The organism is Pseudomonas sp. 37 R 15 (genome assembly GCF_900004865.1).
GTDB lineage: Bacteria > Pseudomonadota > Gammaproteobacteria > Pseudomonadales > Pseudomonadaceae > Aquipseudomonas > Aquipseudomonas fluorescens_AM.
In genome coordinates this window covers 185,728-205,764 of record NZ_CVTV01000060.1, presented here as the reverse complement: position 1 = coordinate 205,764, position 20,037 = coordinate 185,728, and the positions used below count along the sequence as shown (strand labels likewise).

Genomic DNA, 20,037 nt, shown 5'->3' with positions numbered 1-20,037 from the left:
CCCGCTCACAGGGGATTGCATGCAATTTGACGATTGTGCGCAAAACATTGATCCAGAGCGGTATCTGTCCGGATCAAATCAGTTAAAAAATCCGCTCCATCAACTAAGCGACACTCAACCAAGTAACGGCAACTTCCCGCGCGACACGAGAAACATTCGCTTAAACCCCACGCAAACAATATTCATTATCATTTGGAATGAGAAAACTTCGTTACCGCTTAAACAAAACACATTTGATAAAAAGCCCGCTAATGCCCGCGCTGCAAGGGCTACAGCCCCATTAAGGTGCACTATGTGCTTATTCCACCGAATAATTTCGCCACAGGAATTTTACTTGCCCGGTGTTTAGCCATAAAATCATCGCGATTGATTGCAGTGCGACATATCGTCACTGCATCGTTACTTTTTCGAGCTCAGAGACCTTTGCTCTCTGTTAAGGATTTCCAGCATGACCGATGCGACAGGACTCATGGCCCACAACTGGGGCTTTGCCATTTTCCTCCTCGGTGTTGTGGGGCTTTGCGCCTTCATGCTCGGCGTCTCCAGCCTCCTCGGGTCAAAAGCCTGGGGCCGCAGCAAAAACGAACCGTTCGAGTCCGGCATGCTACCTACAGGTGGCGCCCGCTTGCGGCTCTCAGCCAAATTCTATCTGGTCGCGATGCTCTTCGTGATCTTCGATATCGAAGCCCTCTTTCTCTTTGCCTGGTCTGTGTCCGTCCGCGAAAGCGGCTGGACCGGATTCGTCGAAGCTCTCGTTTTCATAGCAATTCTGTTGGCAGGTCTTGTCTACCTGTTCCGAGTGGGCGCCCTTGACTGGGCTCCGGAAGCTCGTCGCAAGCGGCAAGCGAAGCTGAAACAATGAGGCTTTGGCGATGCAATACAATCTCACCAGGATCGACCCGGATGCTCCTAACGAGCAGTACCCCATCGGCGAGCGGGAAACCGTTTCCGATCCGTTAGAAGACCAAGTCCACAAGAACATCTACATGGGCAAGCTGGAAGACGTGCTGAGTGGCGCGGTCAACTGGGGGCGTAAGAACTCCCTGTGGCCGTACAACTTCGGCCTTTCGTGCTGCTACGTGGAAATGACCACCGCCTTCACGGCGCCCCACGACATCGCGCGCTTTGGCGCCGAAGTTATCCGGGCATCACCGCGCCAAGCGGATTTCATGGTTATCGCCGGTACCTGCTTTATCAAGATGGCGCCGATCATCCAGCGTCTCTATGAGCAAATGCTCGAACCGAAATGGGTGATCTCCATGGGTTCGTGCGCCAACTCCGGTGGCATGTACGACATCTACTCCGTCGTTCAAGGGGTGGACAAGTTCCTGCCCGTGGACGTCTACGTGCCTGGCTGCCCGCCCCGCCCCGAAGCATTCCTGCAAGGCTTGATGCTGTTGCAGGAATCGATTGGCAAGGAGCGTCGCCCGTTGTCCTGGGTCGTCGGTGATCAAGGCGTGTACCGCGCCGAGATGCCGTCCCAAAAGGAACAGCGCCGCGAACAGCGAATCGCAGTCACCAACCTGCGCAGCCCCGACGAAGTCTGATCCAGCCCGCTTCTTTTCATAGAACGAAAACCTGGCTTCATTCTTTACGTTGACCGAAAGCGATAAAAAACCATGACTACAGGCAGTGCTCTGTATATCCCGCCTTACAAGGCAGACGACCAGGATGTGGTTGTCGAACTCAATAACCGTTTTGGCCCTGATGCCTTCACCGCCCAGGCCACACGCACCGGTATGCCGGTGCTGTGGGTGGCGCGTGCCAGGCTCGTCGAAGTCCTGAGCTTCCTGCGCAATCTGCCCAAGCCGTACGTCATGCTCTATGACCTGCATGGCGTGGACGAGCGTCTGCGCACCAAGCGCCAGGGTTTGCCGAGCGGCGCCGATTTCACCGTGTTCTATCACTTGATGTCGCTGGAACGTAACAGCGACGTGATGATCAAGGTCGCGCTGAGCGAGAGCGACCTGAGCGTCCCGACCGTGACCGGTATCTGGCCGAACGCCAGCTGGTACGAGCGCGAAGTCTGGGACATGTTCGGTATCGATTTCCCAGGCCACCCGCACCTGACGCGCATCATGATGCCGCCGACCTGGGAAGGTCACCCGCTGCGCAAGGACTACCCTGCCCGCGCCACCGAATTCGACCCGTTCAGCCTGACCCTCGCCAAGCAGCAGCTTGAAGAAGAGGCCGCACGCTTCCGCCCGGAAGACTGGGGCATGAAGCGCTCCGGCACCAACGAGGACTACATGTTCCTCAACCTGGGCCCGAACCACCCTTCGGCTCACGGTGCCTTCCGTATCATCCTGCAACTGGACGGCGAAGAAATCGTCGACTGCGTGCCGGACATCGGCTACCACCACCGTGGCGCCGAGAAGATGGCCGAGCGTCAATCCTGGCACAGCTTCATCCCCTACACCGACCGTATCGACTACCTCGGCGGCGTGATGAACAACCTGCCGTACGTGCTCTCGGTCGAGAAGCTGGCCGGTATCAAGGTGCCGGATCGCGTCGACACCATCCGCATCATGATGGCCGAGTTCTTCCGCATCACCAGCCACCTGCTGTTCCTGGGTACCTACATCCAGGACGTCGGCGCCATGACCCCGGTGTTCTTCACCTTCACCGACCGTCAGCGCGCCTACAAGGTCATCGAAGCCGTCACCGGTTTCCGCCTACACCCGGCCTGGTACCGCATCGGCGGCGTGGCCCACGACCTGCCGAACGGCTGGGAGCGCCTGGTCAAGGAATTCATCGACTGGATGCCCAAGCGTCTGGACGAGTACCAGAAGGCCGCCCTGGATAACAGCATCCTCAAGGGCCGTACCATCGGCGTCGCGCAATACAACACCAAAGAGGCCCTGGAATGGGGCGTCACCGGTGCCGGCCTGCGTTCCACCGGTTGCGACTTCGACCTGCGTAAAGCGCGCCCCTACTCCGGCTACCAGAACTTCGAATTCGAAGTCCCGCTGGCGGCCAATGGCGACGCCTACGACCGTTGCATCGTGCGCGTCGAAGAAATGCGCCAGAGCCTGAAGATCATCGAGCAGTGCATGCGCAACATGCCGGCCGGCCCGTACAAGGCGGATCACCCGCTGACCACGCCGCCGCCCAAAGAGCGCACGCTGCAGCACATCGAAACCCTGATCACGCACTTCCTGCAAGTCTCGTGGGGCCCGGTGATGCCGGCCAACGAGTCCTTCCAGATGATTGAAGCGACCAAGGGCATCAACAGTTATTACCTGACGAGCGATGGCGGCACCATGAGCTACCGCACCCGGATTCGCACCCCAAGCTTCCCGCACTTGCAGCAGATCCCTTCGGTGATCAAAGGCGAGATGGTCGCGGACTTGATTGCGTACCTGGGTAGTATCGATTTCGTTATGGCCGACGTGGACCGCTAAGCATGAACAGCACGCTTATCCAGACAGACCGTTTCACCTTGAGTGAAACCGAGCGCTCGGCCATCGAGCACGAGCTGCATCACTACGAAGACCCGCGCGCGGCGTCAATCGAGGCCTTGAAGATCGTCCAGAAGGAACGTGGCTGGGTGCCGGACGGCGCCCTCTACGCCATCGGCGAGATCCTCGGCATCCCCGCCAGCGACGTTGAAGGCGTGGCCACGTTCTACAGCCAGATCTTCCGCCAGCCAGTGGGCCGCCACATCATCCGCGTGTGCGACAGCATGGTCTGCTACATCGGTGGCCACGAGTCCGTGGTCAGCGAGATCCAGGCCAAGCTGGGTATCGGCCTGGGCCAGACCACCGCCGACGGCCGCTTCACGCTGCTGCCGGTGTGCTGCCTGGGCAACTGCGACAAGGCGCCGGCGTTGATGATCGACGACGACACATTCGGTGACGTACAGCCTGCTGGCGTGACCCAATTGCTCGAGGGCTACCCATGACCCTGACTTCCTTCGGCCCGGCCAACCTGATCAAGCGTTCGGCCGAGACCCACCCGCTGACCTGGCGCCTGCGTGACGACGGTGAGCCGGTATGGCTCGACGAATACCAGGCCAAGAACGGCTACGCCGCCGCGCACAAGGCGTTCGCCGACATGGCCCAGGACGATATCGTCCAGACCGTCAAGGACGCCGGCCTCAAAGGCCGCGGCGGTGCAGGCTTCCCCACGGGCGTGAAGTGGGGCCTGATGCCCAAAGACGAATCCATCAACATCCGCTACCTGCTATGCAACGCGGATGAAATGGAGCCCAACACCTGGAAAGACCGCATGCTGATGGAGCAACTGCCCCATCTGCTGATCGAAGGCATGCTGATCAGCGCACGCGCGCTGAAAACCTACCGGGGTTATATCTTCCTGCGTGGCGAATACACCACCGCCGCCGAGCACCTCAACCGTGCCGTGGCCGAAGCCAAGGCGGCGGGCCTGCTGGGCAAGAACATCCTGGGTTCGGGCTTCGACTTCGAGCTGTTTGTGCACACCGGCGCCGGGCGTTACATCTGCGGTGAAGAAACCGCACTGATCAACTCCCTCGAAGGCCGCCGCGCCAACCCGCGCTCCAAGCCGCCCTTCCCTGCCGCCGTCGGCGTGTGGGGCAAGCCGACCTGTGTGAACAACGTCGAGACCCTGTGCAACGTGCCGGCGATCATCGCCGACGGCGTGGACTGGTACAAATCGTTGGCCCGTGAAGGCAGTGAAGACATGGGCACCAAGCTCATGGGCTTCTCCGGCAAGGTCAAGAACCCGGGCCTGTGGGAACTGCCATTCGGCGTCACCGCGCGCGAGCTGTTCGAGGACTACGCCGGCGGCATGCGCGACGGCTACACCTTGAAAGCCTGGCAGCCAGGCGGTGCGGGCACCGGCTTCCTGCTGCCCGAGCACCTCGATGCACAAATGTATGCCGGCGGCATCGGCAAGGTGGGCACCCGGATGGGCACCGGCCTGGCGATGGCGGTCGACAACACGGTGAACATGGTCTCGTTGCTGCGCAACATGGAGCAATTCTTTGCCCGTGAATCCTGCGGTTTCTGCACCCCTTGCCGCGACGGCCTGCCGTGGAGCGTCAAGTTGCTGATGGCCCTGGAAAACGGCGAAGGCCGCGAGGGTGATATCGAAACCCTGCTCGGCCTGGTGGGTTTCCTCGGCCCAGGCAAGACCTTCTGTGCTCACGCACCGGGCGCCGTGGAGCCATTGGGCAGCGCAATCAAATACTTCCGCCCTGAATTCGAGGCCGGCATCGCGCCAACCCGCGCGGGCGAACTCACTCAGGTGGTATCACCGACCATGGTCGGTGCGTAGCGCTTAAAGAAGCGAAGGGTCCGTGCCCTTCGTTTTTCTCATGTGCGGACGCCTTGATGGCTGTGTAGATGCACATGAATAACAAGATTCCATTAGCCACGCCCGCTGACAACGGGCCAACGAAGAACTTTGAACCATGGCCACTATCCACGTAGACGGCAAAGCGCTCGAAGTCGATGGGGCGGACAACCTGTTACAGGCATGTCTGTCACTCGGCCTCGACATCCCGTATTTCTGCTGGCACCCCGCGCTTGGTAGCGTCGGTGCCTGTCGCCAGTGTGCGGTCAAGCAATACACCGACGAGAACGACACCCGTGGTCGTATCGTCATGTCGTGCATGACCCCAGCCACCGACAACACCTGGATCTCCATCGACGATGAAGAATCCAAAGCGTTCCGCGCCAGCGTGGTCGAATGGCTGATGACCAACCACCCCCACGACTGCCCGGTCTGTGAGGAAGGCGGTCACTGCCACCTGCAAGACATGACGGTGATGACCGGTCACAACGAGCGCCGTTATCGCTTCACCAAGCGTACCCACCAGAACCAGGACCTCGGCCCGTTCATTTCCCACGAGATGAACCGCTGCATCGCCTGCTACCGCTGCGTGCGCTTCTATAAAGACTATGCCGGCGGCACCGACCTCGGCGTATTTGGCGCCCACGACAACGTGTACTTCGGTCGCGTTGAAGACGGCGTGCTCGAGAGCGAATTCTCCGGCAACCTCACCGAGGTCTGCCCGACCGGTGTGTTCACCGACAAGACTCACTCCGAGCGCTACAACCGCAAGTGGGACATGCAATTCGCCCCGAGCATCTGCCATGGCTGCTCCAGCGGTTGCAACATCTCCCCGGGCGAGCGCTACGGTGAACTGCGCCGTATCGAAAACCGCTTCAACGGTTCGGTCAACCAGTACTTCCTGTGCGACCGCGGCCGTTTCGGCTATGGCTACGTCAACCGCGAAGACCGCCCACGCCAGCCGCTGCTGGCCGATGGCGCCAAACTGAGCCTGGACGCGGCGCTGGATAAAGCCGCCGACCTGTTGCGCGGCCGTAATATCGTCGGTATCGGTTCGCCCCGGGCCAGCCTCGAAAGCAACTTCGCGTTGCGCGAACTGGTCGGCGCCGAGCACTTTTACAGCGGCATCGAAGCCGGCGAGCTGGAGCGTATCCGCCTGGTCCTGCAAGTGCTCAACGACAGCCCGCTGCCAGTGCCGAACATGCGCGACATCGAAGATCACGATGCGATCTTCGTGCTCGGTGAAGACCTGACCCAGACCGCCGCACGTATCGCGTTGTCGCTGCGCCAATCGGTCAAAGGCAAGGCCGAAGAAATGGCCGACGCCATGCGCGTACAGCCGTGGCTTGACGCTGCGGTGAAAAACATCGGCCAGCACGCGCTGAACCCGCTGTTTATCGCGTCCCTGGCTGAAACCAAGCTCGACGACATCGCCGAAGAATGCGTCCACGCCGCACCGGACGACCTGGCCCGCCTCGGCTTCGCCGTGGCCCACGCCCTGGACGCCAGCGCACCGGCCGTCGAAGGCCTGGACACTGAAGCCGTGGAACTGGCCCAACGCATCGCCGACGCCCTGCTGGCGGCCAAGCGTCCATTGATCATTGCCGGGACCTCCCTGGGTTCCAAGGCGCTGATCGAAGCCGCCGCCAACATCGCCAAGGCCCTGAAGCTGCGCGACAAGAACGGCTCCATCAGCCTGGTCGTGCCGGAAGCCAACAGCCTCGGCCTGGCCATGCTCGGCGGCGAGTCCGTGGATGCCGCGCTGCAAGCGGTGATCGACGGCAATGCCGACGCCATCGTCGTGCTGGAAAACGACCTGTACACCCGCACCGCTGCAGCCAAGGTAGACGCTGCGCTCAACGCCGCCAAGGTGCTGATCGTCGCCGACCACCAGAAGACCGCCACCAGCGAGCGTGCGCACCTGGTATTGCCGGCTGCCAGCTTCGCCGAAGGCGACGGCACCCTGGTCAGCCAGGAAGGCCGCGCCCAGCGTTTCTTCCAGGTGTTCGATCCGAAGTACATGGACGCCAGCATCCTGGTGCATGAAGGCTGGCGCTGGTTGCACGCCCTGCGCGCCACCCTGCTGAACCAGCCGATCGACTGGACCCAGCTCGACCACGTCACCGCTGCTACCGCCGCGAGCGCGCCGCAACTGGCACGCATCGTCGATGCTGCACCGTCCGCCGCGTTCCGCATCAAGGGTCTGAAACTGGCGCGTGAACCGTTGCGTTATTCCGGTCGTACCGCCATGCGCGCCGACATCAGCGTGCATGAGCCGCGTACCCCGCAAGACATCGACACCGCGTTCGCCTTCTCCATGGAAGGTTATTCGGGTTCGGCCGAACCGCGTCAGCAGGTGCCGTTCGCCTGGTCGCCGGGCTGGAACTCGCCGCAGGCCTGGAACAAGTTCCAGGACGAAGTCGGGGGTCACATCCGCGCTGGCGACCCGGGCACCCGCCTGATCGAAAGCACCGGTGACTCGCTGAACTGGTTTGCTGCGGTACCGCGTCCGTTCAACCCGGCGCCGGGCACCTGGCAGGTCGTGCCGTTCTTCCACCTGTTCGGCAGCGAAGAGACCTCTTCCAAGGCCGCGCCGGTTCAAGAACGCATTCCGGCCGCCTATGTGTCGCTGGCCAAGTCCGAAGCCGACCGCCTGGGCGTCAACGACGGTGCCCTGCTCAGCCTGAGCGTAGCCGGCCAGACCTTGCGTCTGCCGCTGCGCATCAACGATGAGCTGGGCGCCGGCCTGGTTGCACTGCCAAAAGGCCTCGCCGGTATTCCTCCCGCGATCTTTGGCCACACCGTTGACGGTCTGCAGGAGGCAGCGCAATGACTTGGTTCACTCCTGAAGTGATCGACGTGATCATCTCGGTGGTCAAGGCCATCGTGATCCTGTTGGCCGTGGTCGTGGCGGGCGCCCTGCTCAGCTTCGTCGAACGTCGCCTGCTGGGCTGGTGGCAGGACCGCTACGGTCCGAACCGCGTCGGTCCGTTCGGCATGTTCCAGATCGCGGCCGACATGCTGAAAATGTTCTTCAAGGAAGACTGGACTCCGCCGTTTGCCGACAAGGTGATCTTCACCCTGGCGCCGGTCGTGGCCATGAGCGCCTTGCTGATCGCTTTCGCGATCATCCCGATCACCCCGACCTGGGGCGTGGCGGACTTGAACATCGGCTTGCTGTTCTTCTTTGCCATGGCCGGCCTGTCGGTGTATGCGGTGTTGTTCGCCGGTTGGTCGAGCAACAACAAGTTTGCCCTGCTGGGCAGCTTGCGGGCCTCGGCGCAAACCGTGTCCTATGAAGTGTTCATGGGCTTGGCGCTGATGGGCATCGTGGTGCAGGTTGGCTCGTTCAACATGCGCGATATCGTCGAGTACCAGGCACAGAACCTGTGGTTCATCATTCCGCAGTTCTTTGGCTTCTGTACCTTCTTCATCGCGGGCGTGGCCGTGACGCACCGTCACCCCTTCGACCAGCCGGAAGCGGAACAGGAACTGGCCGACGGTTACCACATTGAATATGCCGGCATGAAGTGGGGCATGTTCTTCGTCGGTGAGTACATCGGCATCATCTTGATCTCGGCCCTGCTGGTCACGCTGTTCTTCGGCGGCTGGCATGGCCCGTTAGGCATCCTGCCGCAGTTGGCCTTCTTCTGGTTCTTCCTGAAGACCGCGTTCTTCATCATGCTGTTCATCCTGCTGCGCGCCTCGATTCCGCGCCCGCGCTATGACCAGGTGATGGATTTCAGCTGGAGATTCTGCCTGCCGCTGACCCTGATCAATTTGCTGGTGACGGCTGCCGTCGTGTTGTTGAACACGCCGGCTGCCGCGGTTCAGTGAGGATTTGACCCATGTTCAAATATATTGGCGACATCGTTAAGGGTACCGGTACCCAGTTGCGAAGCCTGGTGATGGTGTTCGGTCACGGCTTTCGCAAACGCGACACCCTGCAATACCCGGAAGAGGCGGTGTACCTGCCGCCGCGCTATCGCGGCCGCATCGTACTGACCCGCGACCCCGATGGCGAAGAGCGTTGCGTAGCCTGCAACCTGTGCGCCGTGGCGTGCCCGGTGGGTTGCATCTCCCTGCAGAAAGCTGAAACCGAAGACGGTCGCTGGTACCCGGACTTCTTCCGCATCAACTTCTCGCGCTGCATTTTCTGCGGCCTCTGCGAGGAAGCTTGCCCGACCACCGCGATCCAGCTCACGCCGGATTTCGAGATGGCCGAGTTCAAACGTCAGGACCTGGTGTACGAGAAAGAAGATCTGCTGATCTCTGGTCCCGGTAAAAACCCTGATTACAACTTCTATCGTGTTGCAGGTATGGCCGTTGCCGGTAAGCCCAAAGGCGCCGCACAAAACGAAGCCGAGCCGATCAACGTGAAGAGCTTGCTGCCTTAAGGAAGAAAGATGGAATTCGCTTTCTATTTCGCATCGGGTATTGCAGTGGTGTCCACGCTTCGCGTGATCACCAACACCAACCCCGTGCACGCCCTGCTCTACCTGATCATTTCGCTGATCGCCGTGGCAATGACCTTCTTTGCCCTCGGCGCACCGTTCGCCGGTGTACTGGAAGTGATCGCCTACGCCGGCGCCATCATGGTGCTGTTCGTGTTTGTGGTGATGATGCTCAACCTGGGGCCGGCCTCGGTCGCCCAGGAACGCGTCTGGCTCAAGCCCGGCATCTGGCTCGGCCCGGTGATTCTCGCAGCTTTGCTGCTGGGTGAACTGCTGTATGTGCTGTTCGCTCACCAGAGCGGCCAGGCCATCGGCCACACCACCGTGGACGCGAAAGCCGTCGGCGTCAGCCTGTTCGGCCCGTACCTGCTGGTGGTCGAACTGGCGTCGATGCTGCTGCTCGCCGCAGCCATCACCGCCTTCCACTTGGGCCGCAACGAAGCCAAGGAGCAATGACGATGCCTGCTATCCCTTTGGAGCATGGTCTGGCGGTCGCCGGCATCCTGTTCTGCCTTGGCCTGGTCGGCCTGATGGTTCGCCGTAACATTCTGTTCGTGTTGATGAGCCTGGAAATCATGATGAACGCTGCGGCACTGGCGTTTATCGTGGCGGGTGCACGTTGGGGCCAGCCGGATGGACAAGTCATGTTCATCCTGGTGATCAGCCTGGCAGCCGCCGAGGCCAGCATTGGCCTGGCGATCCTGCTGCAACTGTATCGTCGCTTCCACACGCTTGATATCGACGCTGCCAGTGAGATGCGCGGATGAACATGATCTTTCTGACTTTCGTATTTCCCCTGATCGGTTTCCTGCTGCTGTCGTTCTCTCGCGGACGCTGGTCGGAGAACCTCTCGGCCCTGATCGGCGTGGGCTCGATTGGCCTGTCGGCGATCGTGGCCGCCTACGTCATCTGGCAATTCAACGTCGCGCCCCCGGAAGGCGGTCATTACACGCTGGTGCTGTGGCAGTGGATGTCGGTGGAGGGCTTCAAGCCCAACTTCGCCCTCTATGTCGACGGCCTGTCGATCACCATGCTCGGCGTGGTGGTGGGTGTGGGCTTCCTGATCCACCTGTTCGCGTCCTGGTACATGCGCGGTGAAGCGGGCTACTCGCGCTTCTTCTCGTACACCAACCTGTTTATCGCCAGCATGCTGTTCCTGGTGCTCGGCGATAACCTGTTGTTCCTGTACTTCGGCTGGGAAGGCGTGGGCCTGTGCTCGTACCTGTTGATCGGTTTCTACTACAGCAACCGCAACAACGGTAACGCCGCGCTCAAGGCGTTTATCGTCACCCGTATCGGCGACGTGTTCATGGCCATTGGCCTGTTCATCCTGTTCCAACAGGTAGGCACGCTGAATATCCAGGAACTGCTGGTGCTGGCACCGCAAAAATTCCAGGTCGGCGACTTCTGGATCACCCTGGCGACCCTGATGCTGCTGGGCGGTGCCGTGGGTAAATCCGCGCAACTGCCGCTGCAAACCTGGCTGGCGGATGCGATGGCCGGTCCTACCCCGGTTTCCGCACTGATTCACGCGGCAACCATGGTAACTGCAGGCGTCTACCTGATCGCGCGTACCCACGGCCTGTTCACCCTGGCGCCGGATATCCTGCACCTGGTGGGCGTAGTGGGCGGCGTGACCCTGGTACTGGCCGGTTTTGCCGCGCTGGTGCAGACCGATATCAAGCGTATCCTCGCCTACTCGACCATGAGCCAGATCGGCTACATGTTCCTGGCCCTGGGCGTCGGCGCCTGGGACGCGGCGATCTTCCACCTGATGACCCACGCCTTCTTCAAGGCCCTGCTGTTCCTTGCTTCCGGTGCGGTGATCGTTGCCTGCCACCACGAGCAGAACATCTTCAAGATGGGCGGCCTGTGGAAGAAACTGCCACTGGCCTACGCCAGCTTCATCGTCGGTGGTGCCGCGCTCGCAGCCCTGCCATTGGTAACCGCCGGTTTCTACTCGAAAGACGAAATCCTCTGGGAAGCCTTTGCCAGCGGCAACCAAAACCTGCTGTACGCAGGCCTGGTGGGCGCGTTCATGACCTCGCTGTACACCTTCCGCCTGATCTTCATCACCTTCCACGGTGAAGCCAAGACCGAAGCACACGCAGGCCACGGCATCTCGCATTGGTTGCCATTGTCGGTGCTGATCATCCTGTCGACCTTCATCGGCGCGCTGATCACTCCGCCACTGGCCGGTGTACTGCCGCAAAGCGTCGGCCATGCCGGCGGCGCAGACAAGCACAGCCTGGAAATCGCCTCGGGCGCCATCGCCATCGCGGGTATCCTGCTGGCGGCCCTGCTGTTCCTCGGCAAGCGTCGCTTCGTGACGGCCGTTGCCAACAGTGGCATTGGTCGTTTCCTGTCGGCCTGGTGGTTTGCTGCCTGGGGCTTCGATTGGCTCTACGACAAACTGTTCGTCAAGCCTTACCTCGCCATCAGCCATGTACTGCGTAAAGACCCGCTCGACCAGACCATCGGTTTGATCCCGCGTGCCGCCAAGGCCGGTCACACCGCCCTGAGTCGCAGCGAGACGGGCCAATTGCGTTGGTATGCAGCTTCCATGGCGGCAGGTGCCGTGCTGGTGATCGGCGCCATCGTTGTGGTAGCGGTTTGACTATGAACATTGCGATCTTTGCGAACTTGCGAAAGGAAACGAGCCTGTCATGATTCTGCCCTGGCTAATCCTGATCCCCTTTATCGGCGGCCTGCTCTGCTGGATGGGTGAACGCTTCGGCGCCACCCTGCCCCGCTGGATTGCGTTGCTGACCATGTCCCTGGAACTCGCACTCGGCCTCTGGCTGTGGGCCCATGGCGACTATTCATTCGCTCCGGCACCGGGTGTCGATCCAACCTTCGCGCTTGAATTCAAGCACGTGTGGATCCAGCGCTTCGGCATCAACGTGCACCTGGCCCTCGACGGCCTGTCGCTGTTGATGATCCTGCTGACCGGCCTGTTGGGTATCCTCTCGGTACTCTGCTCGTGGAAAGAGATCCAGCGTCACGTGGGCTTCTTCCACCTGAACCTGATGTGGATCCTGGGCGGCGTTGTCGGCGTGTTCCTGGCGCTGGACCTGTTCATGTTCTTCTTCTTCTGGGAAATGATGCTGGTGCCGATGTACTTCCTCATCGCGCTCTGGGGTCACAGTTCTTCGGACGGCAAGAAAACCCGGATCTACGCGGCGACCAAGTTCTTCATCTTCACCCAGGCTTCCGGCCTGATCATGTTGGTGGCGATCCTGGGTCTGGTACTGGTCAACTTCAACAGCACGGGCGTGATCACGTTCAACTACGCCGACCTGTTGAAAACCAAGATGTCGCTGACCACCGAGTACGTGCTGATGCTGGGCTTCTTCATCGCGTTCGCGGTGAAGCTGCCGGTGGTGCCGTTCCACTCCTGGTTGCCGGACGCTCACGCACAGGCGCCGACCGCCGGTTCCGTGGACCTCGCCGGTATCCTGTTGAAGACCGCTGCCTACGGCCTGCTGCGTTTCGCCCTGCCGCTGTTCCCGAATGCGTCGGCCGAGTTCGCGCCGATCGCCATGACCCTGGGTCTGATCGGGATCTTCTACGGTGCGTTCCTGGCCTTCGCGCAAACCGACATCAAGCGTCTGATCGCCTTCTCGTCCGTTTCCCACATGGGCTTCGTGCTGATCGGCATCTACTCCGGCAGCCAACTGGCGCTGCAAGGCGCCGTGATCCAGATGTTGGCCCACGGTGTTTCGGCCGCTGCACTGTTTATCCTGAGTGGTCAGCTGTACGAGCGCCTGCACACCCGTGACATGCGTGAAATGGGTGGCGTGTGGTCGCGCATCGCTTACCTGCCGGCAATCAGCCTGTTCTTCGCCGCCGCGTCGCTGGGCTTGCCGGGTACCGGTAACTTCATCGGCGAGTTCCTGATCCTGATGGGTGCCTTCGTGCAGACGCCGTGGATCAGTGCGATTGCTACCTCCGGCCTGGTGTTCGGTTCGGTCTACTCGCTGATCATGATCCACCGCGCCTACTTCGGCCCGGCCAAGTCCGACACTGTCCTGCAAGGGATGGATGCGCGCGAACTGATCATGGTGCTCGGCCTTGCGGTACTGCTGATCTACATCGGCGTTTACCCGCAGCCGTTCCTGGACACGTCTGCCGCCACGATGCATGGCGTGCAGCAGTGGTTCGGCACCGCCTTCTCTCAACTCGCTTCGGCCCGGTAAGAGCGCTATGGAATTCACGATCCAACACTTTATCGCGCTTGCGCCGCTGCTGATCACCAGCCTCACCATTGTGGTGGTGATGCTGGCGATCGCCTGGCGCCGCAATCATTCGCAAACGTTCCTGCTGTCCTGTGCCGGTTTGAACCTGGCACTGTTGTCGATCATCCCGGCCCTCAAGGTCGCGCCACTGGCGGTTACGCCGTTGATGATGGTCGATGACTTCGCCCTGCTGTACATCGCACTGATCCTGGTGGCGACCCTGGCCTGCGTCACCCTCGCCCACGCTTACCTGGGCGAAGGCGGCACTGGCTACCCGGGCAACAAGGAAGAGCTGTACCTGCTGATCCTGCTGGCTGCGGCCGGTGGCATCGTGCTGGTCAGCGCACAGCACCTGGCCGGCCTGTTCATCGGCCTGGAACTGCTGTCGATCCCGACCTACGGCCTGGTGGCGTATGCCTTCTTCAACAAGCGCTCCCTGGAAGCCGGCATCAAGTACATGGTGCTGTCGGCCGCCGGTTCCGCGTTCCTGTTGTTCGGTATGGCCCTGCTCTACGCGGAAGCCGGTAGCCTGAGCTTCACCGGTATCGGCCACGCGTTGGCGACGACCAGCATGCCTGCGCCGATTGCCCAACTGGGCCTGGCCATGATGCTGATCGGCCTGGCGTTCAAGCTGTCGCTGGTACCCTTCCACCTGTGGACCCCGGACGTGTACGAAGGCGCCCCCGCGCCAGTGGCTGCGTTCCTGGCTACCGCGTCGAAAGTGGCTGTGTTTGCGGTGATGGTGCGTCTGTTCCAGATCTCGCCAGCGGCCAACACCGGCGTGCTGAGCAACGTGCTGACCGTGATCGCCATTGCGTCGATCCTGTTCGGCAACCTGCTGGCGCTGACCCAGAACAACCTCAAGCGTCTGCTGGGTTATTCGTCCATCGCCCACTTCGGCTACCTGCTGATCGCCCTGGTGGCGAGCAAAGGCCTGGCCGTGGAAGCCATCGGCGTGTACCTGGTCACCTACGTGATCACCAGCCTCGGCGCATTCGGTGTGATCACGCTGATGTCCTCGCCGTACAAGGGCCGTGATGCCGACGCCCTGTACGAATACCGCGGCCTGTTCTGGCGCCGTCCGTACCTGACCGCCGTGCTGACCGTGATGATGCTGTCCCTGGCGGGTATCCCGCTGACTGCCGGCTTTATCGGCAAGTTCTACATCGTCGCCACCGGCGTCGAGGCCCACGAGTGGTGGTTGGTGGCGTCCCTGGTACTGGGCAGCGCCATCGGCGTGTTCTATTACCTGCGCGTGATGGTCACCCTGTACCTGATCGAGCCGAACCTGCGCCGTGTGGATGCCGAGCTGCATTGGGAACAGAAAGCCGGTGGCGTGATGCTGCTGGCCATCGCCCTGCTCGCGTTCTTCCTGGGCGTGTACCCGCAACCGTTGCTCACCCTGGTGCAGCATGCGGTGCTGGGGGTTTGATCGCTTAGGTTGATGCAGTAAAAAGAACGGCGCCTTTGGGCGCCGTTTTTGCGTCTCAGAGGGAAACAATAGAGATGCAGTGCAACCACTATCGTCTTCGCGGGCAAGCCCACTCCCACAGGGGTATGCATTCCAAATGTGCGAGCGGGCTTGCCCGCGAAGGCGCCTGAATGGGCTGATACGGCTGGTAGCGCGTTTTCCCGAGACCGTGGCGCAACTTGCCGCACTGGGCTGAGCTGCAAAAGCCCCAAAAAAAACGCCCCGAATGTTCGGGGCGTTTTTTATAGTGCAATAACGTCAGAACGCGATACCGACCTTGAAACCATACTCATCACGCTTGAGCTTGGTGTTGTCGGCTACATAGGAGTCGTCATCGAGCTTGTATTCGGTGCGGGTGTAATACAATCCCGCCATTACCGGCAGGTTGCCCTTCTGGTTCATCAGCAGGCTGACTTCGGCATAAGGGTTGGTGCGGTCCTTGAGGTCCACGCTGTCGCTGCCGACGCCGTCCACCTTGAGTTTGGCGCGGCCATCGATGGTATGACGGGCGCCGGCTTCAACGCGCAGGGTCATGTCATCGAACTGATGGTTGTAGCCCAGGGCAGCCTTGGCGAACGGTGACTTGTTGGTGAGCTTCAGGTCGTAGCCGTTGGTGTCCGGCTCATAACGCGTCCAGGTGTAGCCACCGCCGACGATCACGTCGACGAAGTTGCGCGCATCCAGCGCGGCGCGCCAGCCAAGATCAACGTCGGCCTGGCCTTCCTTGAGCTTGTTATCGCTCTTTTCGCCGTACTTGGCTTCGATACCGGCCTGGTAGATGAAGCCGGATTCGGCGGTGAGCTTATTACCGAAGTTGTAGAACAGGCCCGCCTCGGGCATGTGGTCCTTGTCGCTCTCGCTACCGCCTTCGAGTTTGAAGTCGTTATAGCTGCCGAGGATCCCGAAAGTGGAAATCGGGTCGGGCGACGGTGCAGCGAACACCACGGTTGGCGACGCCACCAGGGCCAGCCACGAGGCGTTCTTGAGGAATTTTCCGAATAGTTTGGACATCGTTTACATCTCCATTTTTGAGTGGGCAAAGTATTCAGGAATCGGTTCGAACATTGGCGTCAGCAAAAAGTTCGAACGAATTTGCACCAAAATGGAGAAAAAACGGTTCAGCGAAGGCTCTAACTCAAGACTTTTCGCAATCGGCCCTGACCACCCCCTCATGCACCCTGCGCAATTGCGCATGATCCGGCAGCCGAATGGATGAGCACCGTCATGATGCGTTCCCTGGGCGCGGACTGAATGCGTCACTATGCCGCGCGTCCGTGCGAATTGTCATTTTGAATGAACCTTTACGCGTGGCTGCCTATCCATCTATAACAAGACAGGGAGGCAACATGAGTACCGCAAAAATCTACACCATCAACTACCAGCTGCACGGTAAACCCAAGTCTTTTGTAGTGCGCGCCGAGGTGATGAACAGCACCGAAGCCTGGCATTGGGCGGCCGTCGATGCCGATATTGCGCACGTCAGCCGCATCGGCCGCGTGGGGCACGAACAGGTGAAAAAAACCACCCGGCCCTGGGCGGAAAAATACGGCATCACCGATGTGAGCTGGAACCCTCCAAAATAAACAAAGCCCCGCACAGTGCGGGGCTTGGTTTACTTCTTCAAGTCGCCCAACGGATCGTAGGGCGGCTTTTTTTCCGGTTGCTTTTGCTTATCCAGCGGCGCAATGGCGGGGCCGATGGGATCGACCTGCGGGTCAGACACCTCCGGCGAATCGGGATCGAATCCCAGCTCATCTTTGCCAGTGGCGTGTTCGTCGGAGCGCGGGCCGTTCGGGGGATTGCTCATACAGACCTCCTTGCTTACAGCGGGCGGGCTTTGTCGTGGAGGTTTTCCAGGTCGTGTTCGACCTGCTCCACGTCGTCGTTGTCCTGGCGCTCGGCCGGGTCGTTGGGGCGCAGTGCATCGTTATCGCGCTCCTCTTCACCGGGCGTGCGATCAGGATTGGGCGTGCCAGGCGGCGGTTGCTTGTGTTCGGACATGATGGCTTACCTCATGGTGACTTCAAGGGTTTAGAGGAAACACCGCTGGGCATCGTTCAACTTGATTGCTTCAAGCATGAGAAGATGCACGCCCGTGCTGGAGACCTGACCCGAATGTTCGAACTCAAACCCTGTGACCCCGTCCTTTATCGAAAACAAACCCGCCGCAGCACGCTGATCGTCGCCGTGGTATTCCTCGCCCTGGCCATGTTGTTGTCGAGCCTGGCGGTGATGCTGTTCGGTGAACCGGGGGGTGATAACGTGCGCTTCAATGTCGGCGGGGTGTTTGCCGGGGTGTTGATCACCCTCGCTCTGGTGCGCGGCCCCTTCTGGGGCCAGGCTTGGCTGGCACCGGCGGTATACGGCTGGCAGCTCAAGCGCAGCCTGATGAGCGTGACCAATGTGATGCACAAGGTCAGCGAACGGGTACAGGCCGATGACCCGAACGCTATCAAAGTGTTGCGTTTCTACCACTTGGCGCTGACGCAGATGCATGCCCTGGATGCCAACTCCAGCGCCCAGGCGCAACTGGTGGGTGAGGTCCAGGCACACAAGGCCAGGATGCAAGCGTTGGGGATCGATACCGAACAAACCCGTCTCGATCCGGCTTGGCTGGAGAGCCTTAAAAACCGCTGAGCACTGCATGTGCGCCAGCCACAAGCGCTAAGCCGTTCGTTTATAGGGCAATAAACGCAGGCCACTGGCGACAGCGCCGATCAGCGCGAACCCACAACCCAGCCACAATGCGCAGGCTGGGCCACTGTCCACGAACAGATGAAAACACAAGGCGACCAACGAGGCGCCCAGTGTCTGGCCCAGCAGCCGCGAGATCGCCACGATGCCACTTGCCCCGCCGCTGCGCGCCAAAGGTGCGCTGGTCATCAGCGCCTTGAGATTGGGCGACTGGAAAAAGCCGAAACCGGCGCCACACAAGGCCATGCGCCAGCCGATATCGAAGGCCGAGGCATCAGTGCTCAAGGTCGCCAGCGCTGCCATGCCGACACTGAGCATCAACAAGCCAATGCCGCACAGCAGGCCCAGTGACATGCGGTCAGCCAGGCGTCCCGCCACCAGGGCCATAATCGCCACCACGGCCGGCCACGGCGTCATCAGAAAGCCGGTCTCCACCTGGGTGTGGCCCAGCGCCGACTGCAACAGGAACGGCAATGCGACAAATGCCAGGCCCTGGGCACTGAAGGCACAGATCGCCGTCAGCGAAGACAACGCAAACACCGGGCGCTTGAACAAGTCCACCGCCAGCATTGGCGCCGGATGCCCGGCCTCGCGGCGCAGCAGTAAAGCGCCGAACACCAGCGCCAGCGCGATCAGTCCCAGGGTCAGTGCGCCCTGTGCGCCATGCACGGCGGCGCCCAAGCCCAGGACCAGCAAGGCGAACAACCCGGCACATAACAGCGCCGCCAACCGATCAAAAGCGTGCCCGGTGATCGGCAGCGTCGGTAACGAGCGCAGGCCCAGGCTCAAGGCCAGCAGCCCGAGTGGCACATTGATAAGGTACAGCCAATGCCAACTGGCCACTGAGAGAATCGCCGATGCGGCGGTGGGCCCCAGGGTGAACGCCAGCCCCACCACCAGCGAGTTATAACCCAGGCCACGCCCGAGCATTTTCGCCGGGTAGATATGCCGCAGCAAGGCGGTGTTGACGCTCATCAGCGCGGCCGCCCCCAGGCCCTGCGCCACCCGCGCGGCGGTGAGGGTCAACAGCGAATCGGCGAGCCCGCACAATAACGACGAGACAATGAACAGCAGCAACCCGCCGAGGTACACGCGGCGATGCCCCAGCACATCGCTCAGCGATGCAAACGGCAGCACTGTTGCGATTATCGCCAGCTGGTAGGCGTTGACCACCCAGATCACCGAAGCCGAGTCAGTACCGATGCCCTCTGCCAGCGTCGGCAAGGCGGTATTGACGATAGCAGTGTCCAGCGTCGCCATGCCGATCCCCAAGGACAGGGCAATCACGGCCGGTAAGCGTTTATCGAGGGGCAGCCCATCGGCAACAGGAGACATGAACAATCCGCACAGGTAGCAAGGGAGCCTAGATTACGGCCAGTGCGGATTTTTTTCAGCGTTCGTTCGCCTGGCTGTCATTGTTTTCATGTTGCCAAGGGCTGGCCAGGCCCGGCTCAATAGGTGATTTGAAGCGTGGTACTGGGCGGGTTCGTGCGGCAATTACAGGCTAACTGATCAGCCGCCATCTTCGGATTCCAGGGGCCGATCACGCCGTCGCGCTTGCCGTTGTCATCCACTGAATCCAGCGCTTTCAAGACGTTGTCACGCTTGAGCACTTCGCGGGCCAGTTGGGTTTCATTATCTTTGTGCGCGTCGCCGGTCAGCGAACGTCCCGCCACTTCACGGATTTTATCCGTGGTTGCATTCGGGGTCGTCGGGTGCTTGAACGCCTGGAAGTTGTCGCCAAATGCCTTGGCCAGACCCGAGTCCGACATTTTCGAGTAATCGTTGGGGGCCGGCTGTGGCGGTGAAACATTCACGGAAATGCGTGAGATCATCATGATTGGGTTCTCCTGGAAGTTTGCTGAGGTCGCTGTTAAGTGGCCAGCGGTCTCAGCTCAGTTCC

General features: G+C 60.8%; 20 protein-coding genes. 15 read left to right on the top strand and 5 right to left on the bottom strand.

The window, feature by feature from the left end:
• Positions 1–448: 448 nt before the first annotated feature.
• The 13 genes from BFQ04_RS25275 (at position 449) to nuoN (ending at position 15,401) form a co-directional block, all read left to right on the top strand.
• Positions 449–862 (top strand): NADH-quinone oxidoreductase subunit A, encoded by a 414-nt coding sequence (locus BFQ04_RS25275; protein WP_003192109.1) that lies wholly within the window; start codon positions 449–451, stop codon positions 860–862.
• A gap of 10 nt (positions 863–872) precedes the next feature.
• Entirely contained in the window at positions 873–1,547 is a 675-nt protein-coding gene (locus tag BFQ04_RS25270) for a NuoB/complex I 20 kDa subunit family protein (RefSeq protein ID WP_003174719.1), read from the top strand.
• A 72-nt stretch (positions 1,548–1,619) separates the two neighbouring features.
• A complete protein-coding gene (gene nuoC / locus BFQ04_RS25265) occupies positions 1,620–3,404 on the top strand; it encodes an NADH-quinone oxidoreductase subunit C/D (protein WP_057721785.1) in 1,785 nt (594 codons plus the stop codon).
• A gap of 2 nt (positions 3,405–3,406) precedes the next feature.
• Complete coding sequence (nuoE, locus tag BFQ04_RS25260) at positions 3,407–3,904, top strand: NADH-quinone oxidoreductase subunit NuoE (protein WP_003232080.1); 498 nt, start codon at positions 3,407–3,409, stop codon at positions 3,902–3,904.
• Complete coding sequence (gene nuoF / locus BFQ04_RS25255) at positions 3,901–5,259, top strand: NADH-quinone oxidoreductase subunit NuoF (protein ID WP_065953135.1); 1,359 nt, start codon at positions 3,901–3,903, stop codon at positions 5,257–5,259. The genes nuoE and nuoF overlap by 4 nt, the downstream gene beginning before the upstream one ends.
• Positions 5,260–5,395: 136 nt before the next feature.
• Positions 5,396–8,110 carry an NADH-quinone oxidoreductase subunit NuoG gene (nuoG, locus tag BFQ04_RS25250; RefSeq protein WP_065953134.1) on the top strand — a complete coding sequence of 905 codons (2,715 nt, stop codon included), beginning with the start codon at positions 5,396–5,398 and terminating at the stop codon, positions 8,108–8,110.
• Positions 8,107–9,114 carry an NADH-quinone oxidoreductase subunit NuoH gene (nuoH, locus tag BFQ04_RS25245; RefSeq protein ID WP_065953133.1) on the top strand — a complete coding sequence of 336 codons (1,008 nt, stop codon included), beginning with the start codon at positions 8,107–8,109 and terminating at the stop codon, positions 9,112–9,114. The genes nuoG and nuoH overlap by 4 nt, the downstream gene beginning before the upstream one ends.
• Positions 9,115–9,125: 11 nt before the next feature.
• Positions 9,126–9,674: an NADH-quinone oxidoreductase subunit NuoI gene (gene nuoI, locus BFQ04_RS25240; RefSeq protein ID WP_003174725.1), complete on the top strand. Its 549-nt coding sequence runs from the start codon at positions 9,126–9,128 to the stop codon at positions 9,672–9,674.
• 9 nt (positions 9,675–9,683) lie between these two features.
• On the top strand, positions 9,684–10,187 hold the full coding sequence (gene nuoJ / locus BFQ04_RS25235) for an NADH-quinone oxidoreductase subunit J (protein WP_065894936.1): 504 nt from the start codon (positions 9,684–9,686) through the stop codon (positions 10,185–10,187).
• Positions 10,188–10,189: 2 nt separating this feature from the next.
• Positions 10,190–10,498 carry an NADH-quinone oxidoreductase subunit NuoK gene (gene nuoK, locus BFQ04_RS25230; RefSeq protein ID WP_003174727.1) on the top strand — a complete coding sequence of 103 codons (309 nt, stop codon included), beginning with the start codon at positions 10,190–10,192 and terminating at the stop codon, positions 10,496–10,498.
• A complete protein-coding gene (gene nuoL / locus BFQ04_RS25225; RefSeq protein WP_065953132.1) occupies positions 10,495–12,348 on the top strand; it encodes an NADH-quinone oxidoreductase subunit L in 1,854 nt (617 codons plus the stop codon). Before nuoK ends, nuoL begins: the two co-directional genes overlap by 4 nt.
• 49 nt (positions 12,349–12,397) lie before the next feature.
• Positions 12,398–13,930, top strand: a complete 1,533-nt coding sequence (nuoM, locus tag BFQ04_RS25220; RefSeq protein ID WP_065884948.1) for an NADH-quinone oxidoreductase subunit M — start codon at positions 12,398–12,400, stop codon at positions 13,928–13,930.
• A 7-nt stretch (positions 13,931–13,937) separates the two neighbouring features.
• Positions 13,938–15,401: an NADH-quinone oxidoreductase subunit NuoN gene (gene nuoN, locus BFQ04_RS25215; protein ID WP_065953131.1), complete on the top strand. Its 1,464-nt coding sequence runs from the start codon at positions 13,938–13,940 to the stop codon at positions 15,399–15,401.
• 297 nt (positions 15,402–15,698) lie between these two features.
• On the opposite strand, the gene BFQ04_RS25210 is transcribed toward nuoN, so the two are convergent.
• Positions 15,699–16,451 carry an outer membrane beta-barrel protein gene (locus tag BFQ04_RS25210; RefSeq protein ID WP_065953130.1) on the bottom strand — a complete coding sequence of 251 codons (753 nt, stop codon included), beginning with the start codon at positions 16,449–16,451 and terminating at the stop codon, positions 15,699–15,701.
• A gap of 335 nt (positions 16,452–16,786) precedes the next feature.
• On the opposite strand from BFQ04_RS25210, the gene BFQ04_RS25205 reads away from it, so the two are divergent.
• Entirely contained in the window at positions 16,787–17,023 is a 237-nt protein-coding gene (locus tag BFQ04_RS25205) for a DUF6555 family protein (protein ID WP_065884944.1), read from the top strand.
• A 29-nt stretch (positions 17,024–17,052) separates the two neighbouring features.
• On the opposite strand, the gene BFQ04_RS25200 is transcribed toward BFQ04_RS25205, so the two are convergent.
• Both BFQ04_RS25200 and BFQ04_RS25195 read right to left on the bottom strand, forming a co-directional pair.
• Positions 17,053–17,247 (bottom strand): DUF6021 family protein, encoded by a 195-nt coding sequence (locus tag BFQ04_RS25200; protein WP_065953129.1) that lies wholly within the window; start codon positions 17,245–17,247, stop codon positions 17,053–17,055.
• A gap of 14 nt (positions 17,248–17,261) precedes the next feature.
• Positions 17,262–17,441: a hypothetical protein gene (locus tag BFQ04_RS25195; RefSeq protein WP_065953128.1), complete on the bottom strand. Its 180-nt coding sequence runs from the start codon at positions 17,439–17,441 to the stop codon at positions 17,262–17,264.
• A 114-nt stretch (positions 17,442–17,555) separates the two neighbouring features.
• Here BFQ04_RS25195 and BFQ04_RS25190 point away from each other — a divergent pair, with 114 nt between their 5' ends.
• Positions 17,556–18,077: a DUF3087 family protein gene (locus BFQ04_RS25190; RefSeq protein ID WP_065953127.1), complete on the top strand. Its 522-nt coding sequence runs from the start codon at positions 17,556–17,558 to the stop codon at positions 18,075–18,077.
• A 27-nt stretch (positions 18,078–18,104) separates the two neighbouring features.
• Here BFQ04_RS25190 and BFQ04_RS25185 read toward each other — a convergent pair whose 3' ends face one another.
• Together BFQ04_RS25185 and BFQ04_RS25180 are read right to left on the bottom strand one after the other, a co-directional pair.
• Positions 18,105–19,469: an MFS transporter gene (locus BFQ04_RS25185; RefSeq protein WP_065953126.1), complete on the bottom strand. Its 1,365-nt coding sequence runs from the start codon at positions 19,467–19,469 to the stop codon at positions 18,105–18,107.
• A 116-nt stretch (positions 19,470–19,585) separates the two neighbouring features.
• A complete protein-coding gene (locus BFQ04_RS25180; protein ID WP_065953125.1) occupies positions 19,586–19,972 on the bottom strand; it encodes a hypothetical protein in 387 nt (128 codons plus the stop codon).
• Positions 19,973–20,037: the final 65 nt, after the last annotated feature.